Source organism: Enterobacter sp. RHBSTW-00975 (genome assembly GCF_013615235.1).
GTDB classification, from domain to species: Bacteria; Pseudomonadota; Gammaproteobacteria; order Enterobacterales; family Enterobacteriaceae; genus Enterobacter; species Enterobacter ludwigii.
Map to the genome: position 1 here is coordinate 1,024,826 of NZ_CP055883.1, position 14,549 is coordinate 1,039,374.

The following is a 14,549-nucleotide window of genomic DNA, read 5'->3' on the forward strand; positions in this document are numbered from 1 at the left end:
CCAGTCACCTACAGCGGAGTGTTGTTACACCATGATGGACAGCTTACGCACGGCTGCTAACAGTCTCGTGCTCAAGATTATTTTCGGTATCATTATCGTGTCGTTCATATTGACCGGCGTGAGCAGTTACCTTATCGGCGGTGGCGCGAACTATGCCGCAAAAGTGAATGGCCAGGAGATCAGCCGCGGTCAGTTCGAGAATGCTTTTGCCGGTGAACGTAACCGTATGCAGCAACAGCTGGGCGACCAATTCTCTGAACTCGCGGCAAACGAAGGGTATATGAAATCCCTGCGCCAACAGACCCTGAACCGTCTGATCGACGAAGCGCTGCTCGATCAATACGCGAAAAAACTGGGCCTGGGCATCAGCGATGAGCAGGTTAAAAAAGCCATCTTATCGACTCAGGCTTTCCAGTCTAACGGCAAATTCGACAATGCGCGTTACAACGGCATCATTAATCAGATGGGCATGACTGCCGATCAATACGCTCAGGCTCTGCGTAATCAACTGACAACCCAACAGCTTATCAATGCCGTTGTTGGCACTGATTTCATGCTCAAAGGTGAGACGGAAGAGTTAGCAGCCCTGGTTGCACAGCAGCGCGTAGTACGTGAAGCGACCATCGATGTGAATGCTCTGGCGGCGAAGCAGCAGGTTAGCGACGCGGACATTAACGCCTATTACGAGCAGAACAAGAATAACTTCGTTGCTCCAGAACAGTTCCGTGTGAGCTACATCAAGCTGGATGCTGCCGCGCTGCAGGAAACAGCCTCTGACGCGGAAATTCAGTCTTATTACGATCAGCATCAGGATCAGTTCACTCAGCCGCAGCGTAACCGCTACAGCGTGATCCAGACCAAAACTGAGGCAGACGCCAAAGCCGTGCTGGATGAGCTGAATAAGGGCGCTGATTTCGCCTCCCTCGCGAAAGCAAAATCCACCGATATTATCTCTGCTAAAAACGGTGGTGATATGGGCTGGCTGGAAGAGAGCACCACGCCTGACGAACTAAAAAATGCCGGTCTGAAAGACAAAGGCCAGCTTTCGGGTGTCATTAAATCTTCCGTTGGTTTCCTGGTGGCGCGTCTGGATGACATCGAGGCCGCGAAAACCAAGCCGCTGGCTGACGTTCGCGATGATATCGCAGCGAAAGTGAAGCAGGAAAAAGCGCTGGATGCTTACTACGCGCTGCAACAGAAAGTCAGTGATGCTGCCAGCAACGACAACGAATCTCTGGCGGGTGCTGAGCAGGCTGCAGGGGTGAAAGCGGTTGAGACCGGCTGGTTCGGTCGTAACAACCTCCCGGAAGAGCTGAATTTCAAACCGGTTGCTGATGCCATCTTCAACGGTGGTCTGGTTGGCGAGAACGGCACGCCGGGCAGCAACTCTGACATCATTACCGTCGACGGCGATCGTGCGTTTGTTCTTCGCGTCAGCGAGCACAAACCAGAAGCGATTAAACCGCTGGCAGAAGTGAAAGATCAGGTGGTTGCTCAGGTTAAGCACAACAAAGCGGAACAGCAGGCAAAACTGGATGCTGAGAAGATTCTGGTTGACCTGAAAGCGGGTAAACAGGATGCGCTGAAAGCGGCAGGTCTGAGCTTCGGTGAGCCAAAAACGCTGAGCCGTACCGGTCAGGATCCTGTCAGTCAGGCAGCGTTCGGTCTGAGCCTGCCTGCGAAGGACAAACCAAGCTTCGGTACCACTACCGATATGCAGGGTAACGTCGTTCTGCTCGCGCTGGACGATGTGAAAGCAGGCACGATGCCTGAAGAGCAGAAGAAAGCGATGGTGCAGGGTATTACCCAGAACAATGCCCAGATTGCTTTCGAAGCGATGATGAGCAACCTGCGCACAGAAGCCAAAATCAAGCTCGGTGACGTGATGACTCAGCAGCAATAATTACGTATCTGCTCGCATATTTTCGTAACGCTCTGCAATAACTAAAGGCCGCTTTCGCGGCCTTTTCCATTTCTGCAATCTGCCATTTGTACCGGGTTATAACGCTGGATATTGTGGCCTGGCTGTCAACAAACAAGGAGATAACAGCATGAAATGTGGAATCAAGGCTTTGTTCATTACTCTGGCGATTGCCACCACCGGGATGAGCGCAGGTGCGCTGGCGACGACACCTGCGGCGAAAACACCGGCGGTGCAAACCAGGTCTGACGCAGCGGCACCCGCAGCTGGCCAGACGAAAGCCACGGATGCCGGAAAAAGCGCGGATGATGACGGTACGCGAGTCAGTATCAATTCGGCATCGGCAGAGGATCTCGCCCGGGTAATGAATGGCGTAGGGCTAAAAAAAGCGCAGGCGATAGTCAGCTATCGCGAAGAGTACGGTCCTTTCAAAACGGTTGACGATCTTAAGCAAGTGCCCGGTATGGGCGGAGCGCTGGTTGAGCGCAACCTCTCACACCTGACGTTGTAATCACATAATTACTTGCACGGCGGCAAAATTTTGCCAGGATAAAGAGGTCATACCAGTCATGACCTCTTATCCTATAACAACAGTAAAGGCTATTGCGCTATGCAGACAAAAATCAAAGTACGCGGCTACCACATCGATGTTTACCAGCACGTCAACAACGCCCGTTATCTTGAGTTTCTTGAAGAAGCGCGCTGGGACGGTCTGGAAAGCAGCGAAAGCTTTCAGTGGATGACCGCGCACAACATCGCGTTCGTGGTCGTCAACATCAATATCAACTACCGTCGCCCGGCCGTGCTGGGTGATGTGCTGACCATCACCAGCCAGCTTCAACAGTTAAACGGCAAGAGCGGCGTGTTAACCCAGGCGGTGACGCTGGATCCTGAAGGCCAGACCGTTGCCGACGCGCTGATCACCTTTGTCTGTATCGATCTGAAAACCCAGAAAGCGTTGCCGCTGGAAGGGGAGTTGCGGGAAAAACTGCAGTTGATGATCGTCTAGACGCGTTGTGTTCATGACCCGTGCTGTCGATATTCTGTTCGCCAGCACGGTCAAAGAGGCTTATTTGAGCCCGGTTTTTTTCTTCATCGCCGACATCACGCCCGCTTTATCGGCCAGATAGTGATTCAGTCCGTTTGCGCGCAGATTACAGGCCGCACACTGGCCACAACCATCACCTTTTATGCCGTTGTAGCAGGTAAGGGTTTCGCTGCGAACCATGTCCAGTTTGCCCCAGTAGTCTGCCAGCGCCCAGGTTTCCGCTTTATCAAGCCACATCAGTGGCGTTTCAAAGCGCGTCTCTTTTGCCATCCCCAGATTCACGGCGTGGTTGAGAGCCTTCACGAACTCGTCACGGCAGTCAGGGTACCCGGAGAAGTCGGTTTCACACACGCCCGTGATCACCGCTTCGGCTTTCACCTGGTAGGCGTAGATCGCCGTCAGCGTCAGGAAGAGAATGTTGCGGCCTGGCACAAAGGTGTTCGGAATGCCGCTGGCATCAGGTTCATAGTCAGGAACGGGAATACTGTCGCGGGTGAGGCTACTGACGGCCAGTTCATTTAACAGCGTAACGTCCAGCACCTTATGCGCGCGCGCGCCCAGTTTCAGCGCCAGTTCACGGGCGACGTCGATTTCAGCGCGATGTCGCTGACCATAATCGAAAGTGACACAGTGAACTTCATCGTACTGATGAAGCGCCTGAACCAGGCAGGTAGTGGAATCTTGTCCTCCGCTGAACACGACGACGGCACGTTTCATAAATCATCTCGACAGTTACGGTAAAAACATCATGTTACCGTCTGACTACGGCGACGACCAGCTTCTTCACGATTTGGGGGCCGGGAGCCAGGCTTCGGTGAAATCGAACCAGCCGCGGGTGTTAAGCCGTATGCCATTGACTCCCGGGGGCGCGCTGATTTGGTACTGGTAGTTAAACAACGGCGTCAGCACCGCGCTCTCCATGAGTTGGGTGAAAATAGCTTTCAGCCCGCGATGCCGGGCATGCTCGTCAGCCTGAGTCTGAACGGCATCGAGTGTCGCCTGCAGATGGGCATATTGCGGCGCGCTCAGCAAGTGCGGCCATAGCGCATCGCAGCGAAGCCACTGCTCAAGGGTGTATTCCGGTGCTTCGCCAATCAGCCTGTCTCCCATCATGAGGTCCGCGTCGGCAAGATGCTGACATCCGTCCCACGTTTTGGCATCGTGAAAGATGACCGTTAACGCGCAGCCCTGGCGGGAAAGATACGCTTTTAGCTGACTCGCCATGGTATGTAACTCGACGGGCAGATGGTAAATCAGGGTCAGCGTCTCAGGCAAAGGGACATCCGTGAGATCCGGCCACTCAGGAATACGCCAGCCAGGCAGCAACTCCTGCGTTGGGGTGATAAGCCCCTCATCCAGAGGAAGAGTATGCAGAAGCGTTGAGAGGTGAATGATGTTGATAAGACGTCTTGCCTGCATTTCGCTAAGACGCGGGCTGCGCTTCAGCGTGAGGTAGCAAAACCCCAGGCTGATGCTGTTACTCACCAGCCGCAAACGGGTCAGTTCGTCAGGCTCTCCGATGGCGATTTGTACCGGATGCCGGCAGCTGGTTCCAAGCCCCTGATCAAATAGCTGAGGGGTGATCCAGAACTCGATGGCCTTCAGTAGCGGGTGGCTAAGGTGATACTGCTCATGGCTTTCCAGACGAACCAGGTCCGGCTTATACGCGGTGAGCCTGAAAGGTCCGCTGCCTGTCATCGGTTGCGCCGGGTGCGCCACACGGCTGCAATAGGTTGCCAGCCGATGCGCCAGCCAGTAGTCGGGCTTGTGTAAAATAAACGTCAGACACTGCGGATGGGTAACTTCAATGCGCAGCACGCTCTGAAAAAGCCTGTGCATGGTCGGGAGCGTCAACATCGCATTCAGACTCTCCTGTAACTGGACCGTTTCGACTTTATCACCGTTATGCCAGTGAAGCGTGGAGCGAATATAAAAATGCCAGCGCAGCCCGTCCTCCGACACGTCCCAGTGATGGGCAAGATCGCCCGTCGGTTCGCTGCTGTTACCGTGAAAACGCGTCAGCCCGGAAAAAACTTGTCCTGCCAGATGCTGTTCCGCCCGACCGGGCAAAAAGCCGGGATGCAGTGGATCCAGCGAGCGGTAATAGGGAATGCGCAGCGTCGGCGTATCGTTTTGCCACTGGCCGCCTAAAAACGGATGAAGCAGTGACCGCAGCTCCTCCGGTGCCAGCTGGGCCAGCTCAAGCGCGTTATGCTGCTGCCCACGCTTCAGTGCCTTTTCCATCATCGCATTGCGCAGTGACTCCGGGGTGACGTGGAAAGTCAGCTCCCCACGCTTACCGCGGCCAGACTGCGCTCGCCAGCTAAGCCAGCCCGCCTCCTGCGCCTGACGGAGTAATGTACGGACATGCCGTTCGCTGCAAAAACAGCGGGCGGCCAGCTCGCTGATGGTGGCCTGCTGCGTCGCGCCAGCGGAAGGCTGCCACAAACGGTGGTACTGGTTGAGTCGGTTAAGCTGGCGCATGAGAAACCCTGAACAATAATTATCATCTATTCACTATTACTTCCGTATATCTCACGCAATACTGATGCACAAGTTAACCGCATCACATTTCAGGAGTAATCATGGCTCGTCTCGCTGCGTTTGATATGGACGGTACGTTGTTAATGCCGGATCACCGTCTGGGTGAGAAAACCCTGAGTACTCTTAAGCGCCTGCACGAACGTGATGTCACCCTGACGTTTGCCACCGGCCGTCATGTGCTGGAGATGCGCCATTTGCTGGGGGCATTTTCCCTGGATGCTTTTCTTATTACCGGCAACGGGACGCGCATTCACTCTGTCGAAGGCGATGTTCTCCACCGTCAGGATCTCAACCCGGAAGTGGCAGATATCGTCCTGCACAGCACCTGGGACACCCGGGCCAGCGTTCATGTCTTTAACGATAACGGCTGGTTTACCGGGCATGACATTCCGGCATTGCTGCACGCCCATGTCTACAGTGGTTTCCGCTATCAGCTTATCGATCTGCGCCGTATTCCGGCTCATGCGGTGACGAAGATCTGTTTCTGCGGCGATCATGACGATCTTTGTCGCTTACGCATTCAGCTGAATGACGCGTTAGGCGACCGGGCACACCTGACCTTTTCAGCGGTGGACTGTCTCGAGGTTTTGCCGGTTGGGTGTAATAAAGGATCGGCGCTGGCGGTACTGAGCGATCACTTAGGCTTAACGATGCAGGAATGTATGGCGTTTGGCGACGCCATGAACGACCGCGAAATGCTGGGCAGCGTTGGTCGCGGTCTGATCATGGGAAATGCGATGCCGCAGTTGAAGGCAGAGCTTCCCCATCTACCGGTTATCGGACACTGCGGTAACGAAGCAGTGTCTCATTTTTTGACGCATTGGCTGGACAACAACAACCTCCCATATTCCCCCGAATAGTGAGACCCTTCCAGCAAGCCAGACCCCGGTCTGGCTTTTTTTTATTTCACCAGCTGCGTAATCTGCGCTTTCCACGGCTCAATATCGCCGATGTTTGCCTGAACCCACTGCGCATTGTAATAGGTCTCAAGATAGCGCTCGCCGCTGTCGCAGAGCAGGGTGACGATAGAGCCGGTGCGCCCCTCTTCACGCATGCGAGCCGCAAGCTGCAGGGCTCCCCACATGTTGGTGCCGGTAGAAGCACCGACTTTACGGCCAATCTGTGTCTCTAGCCAGTGCGCCGTTGCCACGCTGGCGGCATCCGGCACGCGGAGCATTTCATCCACCACGTCCGGAATGAATGAAGGCTCCACGCGCGGGCGGCCAATTCCTTCAATCTTACTGCCCACCGGGCTGCGCAGATCCGCATTGCGGCTTTGCCAGTAGTCCAGGAACACCGAGTTCTGCGGATCCACCACCATCAGCTGCGTATCATAGCCCTGACAGCGGATGTAACGCCCCAGGGTGGCTGAGGTGCCGCCAGTACCGGCGCTCATCACGATGTACGACGGAACAGGGTGAGGTTCGTGGGTCATCTGGCGGAAAATACTGTCGGCGATGTTGTTATTGCCGCGCCAGTCTGTGGCTCGCTCGGCAAAGGTGAACTGGTCCATATAGTGGCCATTCAGCTCACGGGCCAGCATTTCAGACGCGGCGTAAATTTCGCAGGCGCTTTCCACAAAGTGGCAGCGTCCACCGTAAAATTCGATCTGCTCAATTTTTCGTTTCGCGGTGCAGGAGGGCATCACGGCGATAAACGGCAGGCCCAGCAGGCGGGCAAAGTAGGCTTCGGATACGGCGGTTGAACCGGAGGAGGATTCAATAATCGTGGTTCCCTCCTTAATCCAGCCGTTACACAAACCGTATAAAAAGAGCGAACGCGCCAGGCGATGCTTCAGGCTACCGGTGGGATGGGTGCTTTCATCTTTCAGGTACAGCTGGATGCCAGCAAAGCCCGGCAGAGCCAGGCGAATGAGATGGGTGTCCGCCGAGCGCTGATAGTCGGCATTGATTTCGCTGATGGCATGTTTAACCCAGGCGCTATTCATCGTATTTATCCGTTTGTCATTTTGTGCCCAGCATAGCGAAAAGCACAGAAAAAATTGTTGCTATATGGCCTTTAAAATAGAATGAAGGGAGAAAATTTTTCTCTGTGAGGTGGGTATGCTAGATAAAATAGACCGTAAGCTGCTTTCTTTACTGCAAAGTGACTGTACCCTCTCTTTGCAGGCACTGGCAGATGCCGTTAATCTGACCACCACGCCGTGCTGGAAGCGCCTCAAGAAGCTTGAAGATGACGGCATCCTTCTGGGGCGAGTCGCGCTTTTAGATCCCGAAAAACTGGGGCTTGGGTTGACGGCATTTGTCCTGATAAAAACCCAACATCACAGCAGCGAGTGGTACAGCCGCTTCGTAACACAGGTCTCCGAGATGCCGGAGGTGCTCGGTTTCTGGCGCATGGCGGGAGAGTATGACTATCTGATGCGCGTCCAGGTGGCAGACATGAAGCGTTATGATGATTTTTACAAGCGGCTGGTGAACAGCGTACCGGGCTTGTCGGACGTCACCTCGAGCTTCGCCATGGAACAGATTAAATACACCACAGCACTACCCATTGATTAATTGAATAACTTCCCGGCGTAGCCGGATCCATACCTTCAGGAACAAACCGCGTGCGATTATTTGCCCAATTAAGCTGGTACTTTCGTCGGGAGTGGCAACGCTACCTCGGCGCTGTGGCCCTGCTTATTATCATTGCCATCCTGCAGTTAATTCCACCGAAAGTGGTGGGATACGTGGTGGATGGCGTTACAGAACAGCATTACACCACCGCACGGGTGTTGATGTGGGTCGGCACGCTGGTGCTGACGGCCATCATTGTCTATCTGCTGCGCTACGTCTGGCGGGTACTGCTGTTTGGGGCGTCCTATCAGCTGGCCGTCGAACTGCGTGAAGATTTTTATCGTCAGCTGAGCCGCCAGCATCCCGAGTTCTACCTGCGTCATCGCACCGGGGATCTTATCGCTCGCGCCACCAATGACGTTGACCGCGTCGTGTTTGCCGCCGGGGAAGGGGTGTTAACGCTGGTGGACTCTCTGGTGATGGGCTGTGCGGTTCTGATTGTGATGTCCACCCAGATAAGCTGGCAGCTCACGCTGCTGGCGTTGCTGCCTATGCCGCTGATGGCGCTGGCGATCAACCGCTATGGCGAACAGCTTCATGAGCGCTTCAAGCTGGCGCAGGCGGCGTTTTCCTCGCTGAATGACCGTACGCAGGAGAGCATGACCAGCATCCGCATGATCAAAGCGTTTGGCCTGGAAGATCGACAATCCGCGCTGTTTGCAGCCGATGCCGCCGACACGGGGGCGAAGAACATGCGCGTTGCGCGTATCGATGCGCGGTTTGACCCGACAATCTATGTCGCGATTGGCATGGCAAACCTGCTGGCCATTGGTGGCGGGAGCTGGATGGTGGTGCAGGGCTCGCTAACCCTCGGGCAATTGACCAGCTTTGCCATGTACCTGGGGCTGATGATATGGCCGATGCTGGCACTGGCCTGGATGTTTAACATCGTAGAGCGCGGCAGCGCCGCCTACAGCCGTATTCGCGCGATGCTGGCCGAAGCGCCAGTGGTGAATGACGGTAGCGAATCGGTACCGGAAGGGCGCGGCGTGATGAATGTCGACGTCCGTAAGTTTGTGTATCCGCAAACGGAACATACGGTACTGGAGAACGTCAGCTTTACGCTCAAACCGGGTCAGATGCTCGGTATCTGCGGTCCGACAGGCGCCGGGAAAAGTACCGTACTCTCCCTGCTTCAACGTCACTTTGACGTCACGCAGGGCGATATTCGCTTCCATGATATTCCGTTGACGAACCTGCTGCTCGATGACTGGCGCGGTCGTCTGGCGGTGGTCAGCCAGACGCCGTTTCTCTTTTCTGACACCGTGGCGAATAACATTGCCCTCGGACGCCCGGCGGCGACTCAGGAAGAGATTGAGCACGTCGCGCGCCTGGCCAGCGTCCATGACGATATTCTGCGTCTGCCACAGGGCTATGAAACGGAAGTGGGTGAGCGTGGCGTTATGCTTTCCGGCGGGCAAAAACAGCGTCTCTCGATTGCCCGCGCGCTGCTGCTGAATGCCGAAATCCTGATCCTTGATGATGCGCTCTCCGCCGTCGATGGCCGCACCGAGCACCAGATCCTGCATAACCTGCGACAGTGGGGGGATGGAAGGACGGTGATCATCAGTGCACACCGGTTGTCGGCGCTGACGGAAGCCAATGAAATTCTGGTATTACAGCACGGGCACATTGCCCAGCGCGGACAGCATGAACAGCTTGCGGAGCAACCGGGCTGGTATCGCGATATGTATCGTTATCAGCAGCTTGAAGCGGCGCTGGACGACGCCCCGGAACAGGATGAGGAGAACGCTAATGCGTAAGACCGTGACGCAGTGGCCGACGCTAAAACGCCTGCTGGCCTATGGTTCTCCGTGGCGAAAACCGCTTTCACTTGCCGTGCTGTTGCTGTGGATTGCCGCGATTGCAGAAGTGAGCGGTCCGCTGCTCATCAGCTACTTTATCGACAATATGGTGGCGAAAAGCTATTTGCCGCTGGGGCTCGTCGCGGGGTTAGGAGTGGCCTACGTTGGGCTACAGCTGACTGCGGCGTCACTGCATTACGCCCAGTCTCTGCTCTTTAACCGGGCGGCCGTGGGCGTGGTGCAGAAGCTACGTACGGATGTGATGGATGCGGCGCTGCGCCAGCCGTTGAGCGAGTTTGATACCCAGCCGGTTGGGCAGGTGATATCCCGGGTGACCAACGATACCGAGGTGATCCGCGATCTGTATGTCACCGTCGTGGCAACCGTGCTGCGCAGCGCGGCGCTGATTGGCGCCATGCTGGTGGCGATGTTTAGCCTCAACTGGCGTATGGCTCTGGTGGCGATCACCATCTTCCCGGCCGTATTGATTGTAATGGTCATCTATCAACGCTACAGCACGCCGATTGTGCGTCGGGTGCGCGCCTATCTGGCCGATATCAACGATGGCTTCAACGAAGTGATCAACGGCATGAGCGTCATTCAGCAGTTCCGCCAGCAGGCTCGCTTTGGTGAGCGCATGGGGGAAGCCAGCCGGTCGCACTATATGGCGCGTATGCAAACGCTGCGACTGGACGGTTTCCTGCTACGTCCACTGCTGAGCCTCTTCTCGGCGCTTGTTCTCTGTGGCCTGCTGATGCTTTTCGGGATGAGCGCGAACGGAACAATTGAAGTTGGGGTTCTGTACGCTTTTATCAGCTATCTGGGACGCCTTAATGAACCGTTGATAGAACTCACCACCCAGCAGTCTATGTTGCAACAGGCCGTGGTGGCGGGGGAGCGCGTGTTCGAACTGATGGACCGGCCACGTCAGACCTACGGCGATGATGAGCGTCCTTTGCAAAGCGGAGAGATTACGTTTGATAAGGTCTCGTTTGCTTACCGTGAAGACCGTCTGGTGTTGCAGGACATCTCTCTTGATGTGCCGTCGCGCGGCTTTGTGGCGCTGGTGGGGCACACCGGCAGCGGCAAAAGTACCCTCGCCAGCCTGTTGATGGGCTATTACCCGGTCAGTCAGGGTGAAATCCGCATTGATGGTCGTCCGCTCGCATCACTGAGCCACAATGTGTTGCGCAAAGGCGTTGCAATGGTGCAGCAAGACCCGGTAGTCATGGCCGATACCTTTTACGCCAACGTCACCCTGGGGCGGGATTATACCCAGCAACAGGTGTGGGATGTGCTGGAAACCGTGCAGCTGGCAGAGCTGGCGCGTGGCTTTAGCGATGGGATCAATACCCGGCTCGGTGAGCAGGGGAATAACCTCTCGGTGGGACAAAAGCAGCTTCTGGCCCTGGCGCGGGTGCTGATTGAAACGCCGCAGGTGCTGATACTCGACGAAGCAACCGCCAGCATCGACTCTGGTACTGAGCAGGCTATCCAGCTGGCGCTGGCCGCGGTGCGTGACCACACGACGCTGGTGGTTATCGCACACCGTCTTTCAACGATTGTCGACGCAGACACCATCCTGGTGCTGCATCGCGGTCAGGCCGTCGAACGCGGTACGCACCGGGAGCTGCTCGAAGCAAAAGGGCGCTACTGGCAGATGTATCAGCTGCAGCTGGCCGGTGAAGAGCTGGCCGCCAGCGTGCGTGAGGACGAGTCCCTCAGCGCCTGATGCACCAAAACAAGGCAGCGCGCTAACAGTCATTACTGTTGGTGCAAAACTGAAACGCACCGTGCACTGTCATGGTGCGTTTTTTTTCACCGGTTCGTTAAACACGCTCGTGTAATGCTCATTGCAGCGCGTTTCCCTCAGGTTTTCATTTCTGGCACACCCCTTGCAATGTCTTCTGCGTATTAGCGGCGGCCATTACCGAATTCTGACTGGAGGGGATCTATGAAGCTGGTTACGGTTGTAATCAAACCATTCAAACTCGAAGACGTGCGTGAAGCATTGTCTTCCATGGGTATTCAGGGACTGACTGTCACCGAAGTGAAAGGCTTTGGTCGTCAGAAGGGTCATGCCGAGCTTTACCGCGGGGCAGAATACAGCGTTAACTTCCTGCCAAAAGTAAAAATTGATGTCGCGATTGCTGATGACCAGCTTGATGAAGTTATTGATGTCATTAGCAAAGCGGCCTACACCGGCAAAATTGGCGACGGCAAAATTTTCGTTGCCGAATTGCAGCGCGTCATTCGCATCCGTACCGGCGAATCTGACGAAGCGGCACTGTAAGTAACTCCTGGCACACAGTGATAGGGATCGAGAAAATGAAGATAGCAACAATCAAAACGGGTCTGGGTTCGCTGGCACTGCTGCCGGGCCTGGCACTGGCTGCCCCTGCGGTGGCAGACAAAGCCGATAACGCCTTTATGATGATCAGCACCGCGCTGGTGCTGTTCATGTCCATTCCGGGCATTGCGCTGTTCTATGGCGGCCTGATCCGTGGCAAAAACGTTCTCTCCATGCTGACGCAGGTTGCCGTCACGTTCGCGCTGGTTTGCGTGTTGTGGGTGGTCTACGGTTACTCTCTGGCCTTCGGCACGGGCAATGCGTTCTTCGGAAACTTTGACTGGGTCATGCTGAAAAACATCGAACTGACCGCGCTGATGGGCAGTTTCTATCAATATATTCACGTTGCCTTCCAGGGCTCGTTCGCCTGTATCACCGTCGGGCTGATCGTCGGGGCGCTGGCTGAGCGTATTCGCTTCTCCGCCGTACTGATCTTCGTGGTGGTCTGGCTGACGCTCTCCTATGTGCCGATTGCGCACATGGTCTGGGGTGGCGGTCTGCTGGCGAGCCATGGCGCGCTGGACTTCGCAGGCGGTACCGTTGTACACATCAACGCCGCGGTGGCGGGCCTGGTAGGGGCATACCTGATTGGCAAACGCGTGGGCTTCGGTAAAGAAGCGTTCAAACCGCACAACCTGCCGATGGTCTTTACCGGTACAGCGATCCTTTACTTTGGCTGGTTCGGCTTCAACGCCGGTTCAGCAAGCGCAGCAAACGAAATCGCCGCGCTGGCCTTCGTGAACACGGTTGTGGCCACGGCGGGTGCGATCCTCTCATGGGTGTTTGGTGAGTGGGCGGTACGCGGTAAGCCTTCACTGCTGGGTGCCTGTTCAGGTGCAATTGCCGGTCTGGTTGGTATCACGCCAGCTTGTGGCTACGTCGGTGTTGGCGGCGCGCTGCTTGTCGGGCTGGTCGCCGGTCTGGCGGGTCTGTGGGGTGTGACGGCGCTGAAACGTGTTCTGCGCGTCGATGACCCGTGCGATGTCTTCGGTGTACACGGCGTCTGCGGCATCGTCGGCTGTATCATGACCGGTATCTTCGCGGCGAAATCGCTGGGTGGCGTGGGGTACGCAGAAGGCGTCACCATGGTTCACCAGGTGCTGGTGCAGTTGGAAAGTATTGCCATCACCGTCGTGTGGTCTGCCGTTGTGGCCTTCATCGGCTATAAACTGGCGGATATGACCGTCGGTCTGCGTGTTCCGGAAGAGCAGGAACGCGAAGGCCTGGACGTCAACAGCCACGGCGAGAATGCGTACAACGCCTGATAAGCAAAACGGCAACCCAGGGTTGCCGTTTTCGTTTTGTTCCCTCTCCCGTCGGGAGAGGGCCGCAGTACAGCATCACCCGCGGTTACGCATTACCCCTTCCTGCACCGTCGACGCGACCAGCACGCCATCCTGAGTGTAAAACTCACCGCGCACAAAGCCGCGCGCGCTTGACGCCGAGGTACTCTCCACGCTGTAGAGCAGCCACTCGTTCATGTCGAACGGACGATGGAACCACATGGAGTGATCGATGGTGGCCACCTGCATCCCTTTTTCAAGGAAGCCCACGCCGTGCGGCTGCAGCGCCACCGGCAGGAAGTTGAAATCTGAAGCATAACCCAGCAAATACTGATGAACGCGGAAATCCGCGGGCACGGTACCGTTAGCGCGGATCCAGACCTGGCGCTTCGGCTCGGCCGTGTGGCCTTTCATCGGGTTATGGAATTCAACAGGACGGATCTCAAGCGGTTTATCGCAGAGAAACTTCTCCTTTACCTGCGGTGGAAGCAGATGCGCCAGCGCACGGGCGATATCGGTCTCTGATTTGAGATCGTCTGGCGACGGCGCGGGTGGCATCGTTTTCTGATGCTCATAACCCGGTTCCGGCGCCTGGAACGAGGCGGTCATGTAAAAGATAGGCTTGCCATTCTGAACCGCCGCGACACGACGCGCGCTAAAGCTGTTGCCATCCCGCAATACCTCAACGTCATATACGATGGGTTTCGCGCTATCACCAGGGCGTAAGAAGTAGCTGTGAAATGAGTGCACCAGACGGTCTGCAGGAACGGTCTCCTTTGCTGCGTAGAGCGCTTGTCCTACGACTTGCCCGCCGAAGACCTGGCGTAAGCCGAGATCTTCGCTCTGTCCGCGAAAGAGTCCTTCCTCAATTTTTTCCAGATTCAGTAATGTCAGCAGATTGTTCAGTGCCTGACTCATAGTTGTCCTCAATAAACGCCGTAGCGAAAGATAGGCAGAGTATAACGCAGAAATGAAAGTGGTCCGATGGGTAGAATAATCTGAATATCTGGACGATT

General features: G+C 55.9%; 13 protein-coding genes. 9 read left to right on the top strand and 4 right to left on the bottom strand.

Features of this window, described 5'->3' with window-relative positions:
- Positions 1-31: 31 nt before the first annotated feature.
- From ppiD to HV340_RS04970, 3 genes are all read left to right on the top strand, one after another.
- A complete protein-coding gene (gene ppiD, locus HV340_RS04960) occupies positions 32-1,903 on the top strand; it encodes a peptidylprolyl isomerase (RefSeq protein ID WP_025204855.1) in 1,872 nt (623 codons plus the stop codon).
- A 148-nt stretch (positions 1,904-2,051) separates the two neighbouring features.
- Positions 2,052-2,432, top strand: coding sequence for a helix-hairpin-helix domain-containing protein (locus tag HV340_RS04965; RefSeq protein ID WP_040016787.1), 381 nt, complete (start codon positions 2,052-2,054; stop codon positions 2,430-2,432).
- A gap of 99 nt (positions 2,433-2,531) precedes the next feature.
- Complete coding sequence (locus tag HV340_RS04970; RefSeq protein ID WP_059306739.1) at positions 2,532-2,930, top strand: YbgC/FadM family acyl-CoA thioesterase; 399 nt, start codon at positions 2,532-2,534, stop codon at positions 2,928-2,930.
- 60 nt (positions 2,931-2,990) lie between these two features.
- Here HV340_RS04970 and queC read toward each other — a convergent pair whose 3' ends face one another.
- Positions 2,991-3,686, bottom strand: a complete 696-nt coding sequence (gene queC, locus HV340_RS04975) for a 7-cyano-7-deazaguanine synthase QueC (protein ID WP_014168876.1) — start codon at positions 3,684-3,686, stop codon at positions 2,991-2,993.
- Positions 3,687-3,752: 66 nt separating this feature from the next.
- Positions 3,753-5,453, bottom strand: coding sequence for an SgrR family transcriptional regulator (locus tag HV340_RS04980; protein ID WP_181216344.1), 1,701 nt, complete (start codon positions 5,451-5,453; stop codon positions 3,753-3,755).
- A gap of 101 nt (positions 5,454-5,554) precedes the next feature.
- Between HV340_RS04980 and cof the strand changes: the two genes are divergently transcribed.
- A complete protein-coding gene (gene cof, locus HV340_RS04985) occupies positions 5,555-6,373 on the top strand; it encodes an HMP-PP phosphatase (protein ID WP_014168878.1) in 819 nt (272 codons plus the stop codon).
- A 41-nt stretch (positions 6,374-6,414) separates the two neighbouring features.
- Here cof and HV340_RS04990 read toward each other — a convergent pair whose 3' ends face one another.
- On the bottom strand, positions 6,415-7,461 hold the full coding sequence (locus HV340_RS04990) for a PLP-dependent cysteine synthase family protein (protein WP_040016790.1): 1,047 nt from the start codon (positions 7,459-7,461) through the stop codon (positions 6,415-6,417).
- Positions 7,462-7,576: 115 nt separating this feature from the next.
- Here HV340_RS04990 and HV340_RS04995 point away from each other — a divergent pair, with 115 nt between their 5' ends.
- From HV340_RS04995 to amtB, 5 genes are all read left to right on the top strand, one after another.
- A complete protein-coding gene (locus tag HV340_RS04995) occupies positions 7,577-8,035 on the top strand; it encodes an Lrp/AsnC family transcriptional regulator (RefSeq protein ID WP_020885204.1) in 459 nt (152 codons plus the stop codon).
- A gap of 50 nt (positions 8,036-8,085) precedes the next feature.
- A complete protein-coding gene (locus tag HV340_RS05000) occupies positions 8,086-9,858 on the top strand; it encodes a SmdA family multidrug ABC transporter permease/ATP-binding protein (protein WP_047355644.1) in 1,773 nt (590 codons plus the stop codon).
- Entirely contained in the window at positions 9,851-11,632 is a 1,782-nt protein-coding gene (locus tag HV340_RS05005; RefSeq protein ID WP_020885202.1) for a SmdB family multidrug efflux ABC transporter permease/ATP-binding protein, read from the top strand. Before HV340_RS05000 ends, HV340_RS05005 begins: the two co-directional genes overlap by 8 nt.
- 222 nt (positions 11,633-11,854) lie before the next feature.
- A complete protein-coding gene (gene glnK, locus HV340_RS05010; RefSeq protein WP_008503304.1) occupies positions 11,855-12,193 on the top strand; it encodes a P-II family nitrogen regulator in 339 nt (112 codons plus the stop codon).
- A 35-nt stretch (positions 12,194-12,228) separates the two neighbouring features.
- Entirely contained in the window at positions 12,229-13,515 is a 1,287-nt protein-coding gene (amtB, locus tag HV340_RS05015; RefSeq protein ID WP_020885201.1) for an ammonium transporter AmtB, read from the top strand.
- Positions 13,516-13,590: 75 nt separating this feature from the next.
- Here the strand turns inward: amtB and tesB are convergent, their stop codons facing one another.
- Positions 13,591-14,451 (bottom strand): acyl-CoA thioesterase II, encoded by an 861-nt coding sequence (gene tesB / locus HV340_RS05020; protein ID WP_020885200.1) that lies wholly within the window; start codon positions 14,449-14,451, stop codon positions 13,591-13,593.
- Positions 14,452-14,549: the final 98 nt, after the last annotated feature.

What these genes read in the sequence shown, in the direction of transcription:
- ppiD (WP_025204855.1), top strand. Translation starts at nt 32, where the DNA reads ATGATGGACAGCTTACGCACGGCTGCTAACAGTCTCGTGCTCAAGATT.
- HV340_RS04965 (WP_040016787.1), top strand. Translation starts at nt 2,052, where the DNA reads ATGAAATGTGGAATCAAGGCTTTGTTCATTACTCTGGCGATTGCCACC.
- HV340_RS04970 (WP_059306739.1), top strand. Translation starts at nt 2,532, where the DNA reads ATGCAGACAAAAATCAAAGTACGCGGCTACCACATCGATGTTTACCAG.
- queC (WP_014168876.1), bottom strand. Translation starts at nt 3,686, where the DNA reads ATGAAACGTGCCGTCGTCGTGTTCAGCGGAGGACAAGATTCCACTACC.
- HV340_RS04980 (WP_181216344.1), bottom strand. Translation starts at nt 5,453, where the DNA reads ATGCGCCAGCTTAACCGACTCAACCAGTACCACCGTTTGTGGCAGCCT.
- cof (WP_014168878.1), top strand. Translation starts at nt 5,555, where the DNA reads ATGGCTCGTCTCGCTGCGTTTGATATGGACGGTACGTTGTTAATGCCG.
- HV340_RS04990 (WP_040016790.1), bottom strand. Translation starts at nt 7,461, where the DNA reads ATGAATAGCGCCTGGGTTAAACATGCCATCAGCGAAATCAATGCCGAC.
- HV340_RS04995 (WP_020885204.1), top strand. Translation starts at nt 7,577, where the DNA reads ATGCTAGATAAAATAGACCGTAAGCTGCTTTCTTTACTGCAAAGTGAC.
- HV340_RS05005 (WP_020885202.1), top strand. Translation starts at nt 9,851, where the DNA reads ATGCGTAAGACCGTGACGCAGTGGCCGACGCTAAAACGCCTGCTGGCC.
- glnK (WP_008503304.1), top strand. Translation starts at nt 11,855, where the DNA reads ATGAAGCTGGTTACGGTTGTAATCAAACCATTCAAACTCGAAGACGTG.
- amtB (WP_020885201.1), top strand. Translation starts at nt 12,229, where the DNA reads ATGAAGATAGCAACAATCAAAACGGGTCTGGGTTCGCTGGCACTGCTG.
- tesB (WP_020885200.1), bottom strand. Translation starts at nt 14,451, where the DNA reads ATGAGTCAGGCACTGAACAATCTGCTGACATTACTGAATCTGGAAAAA.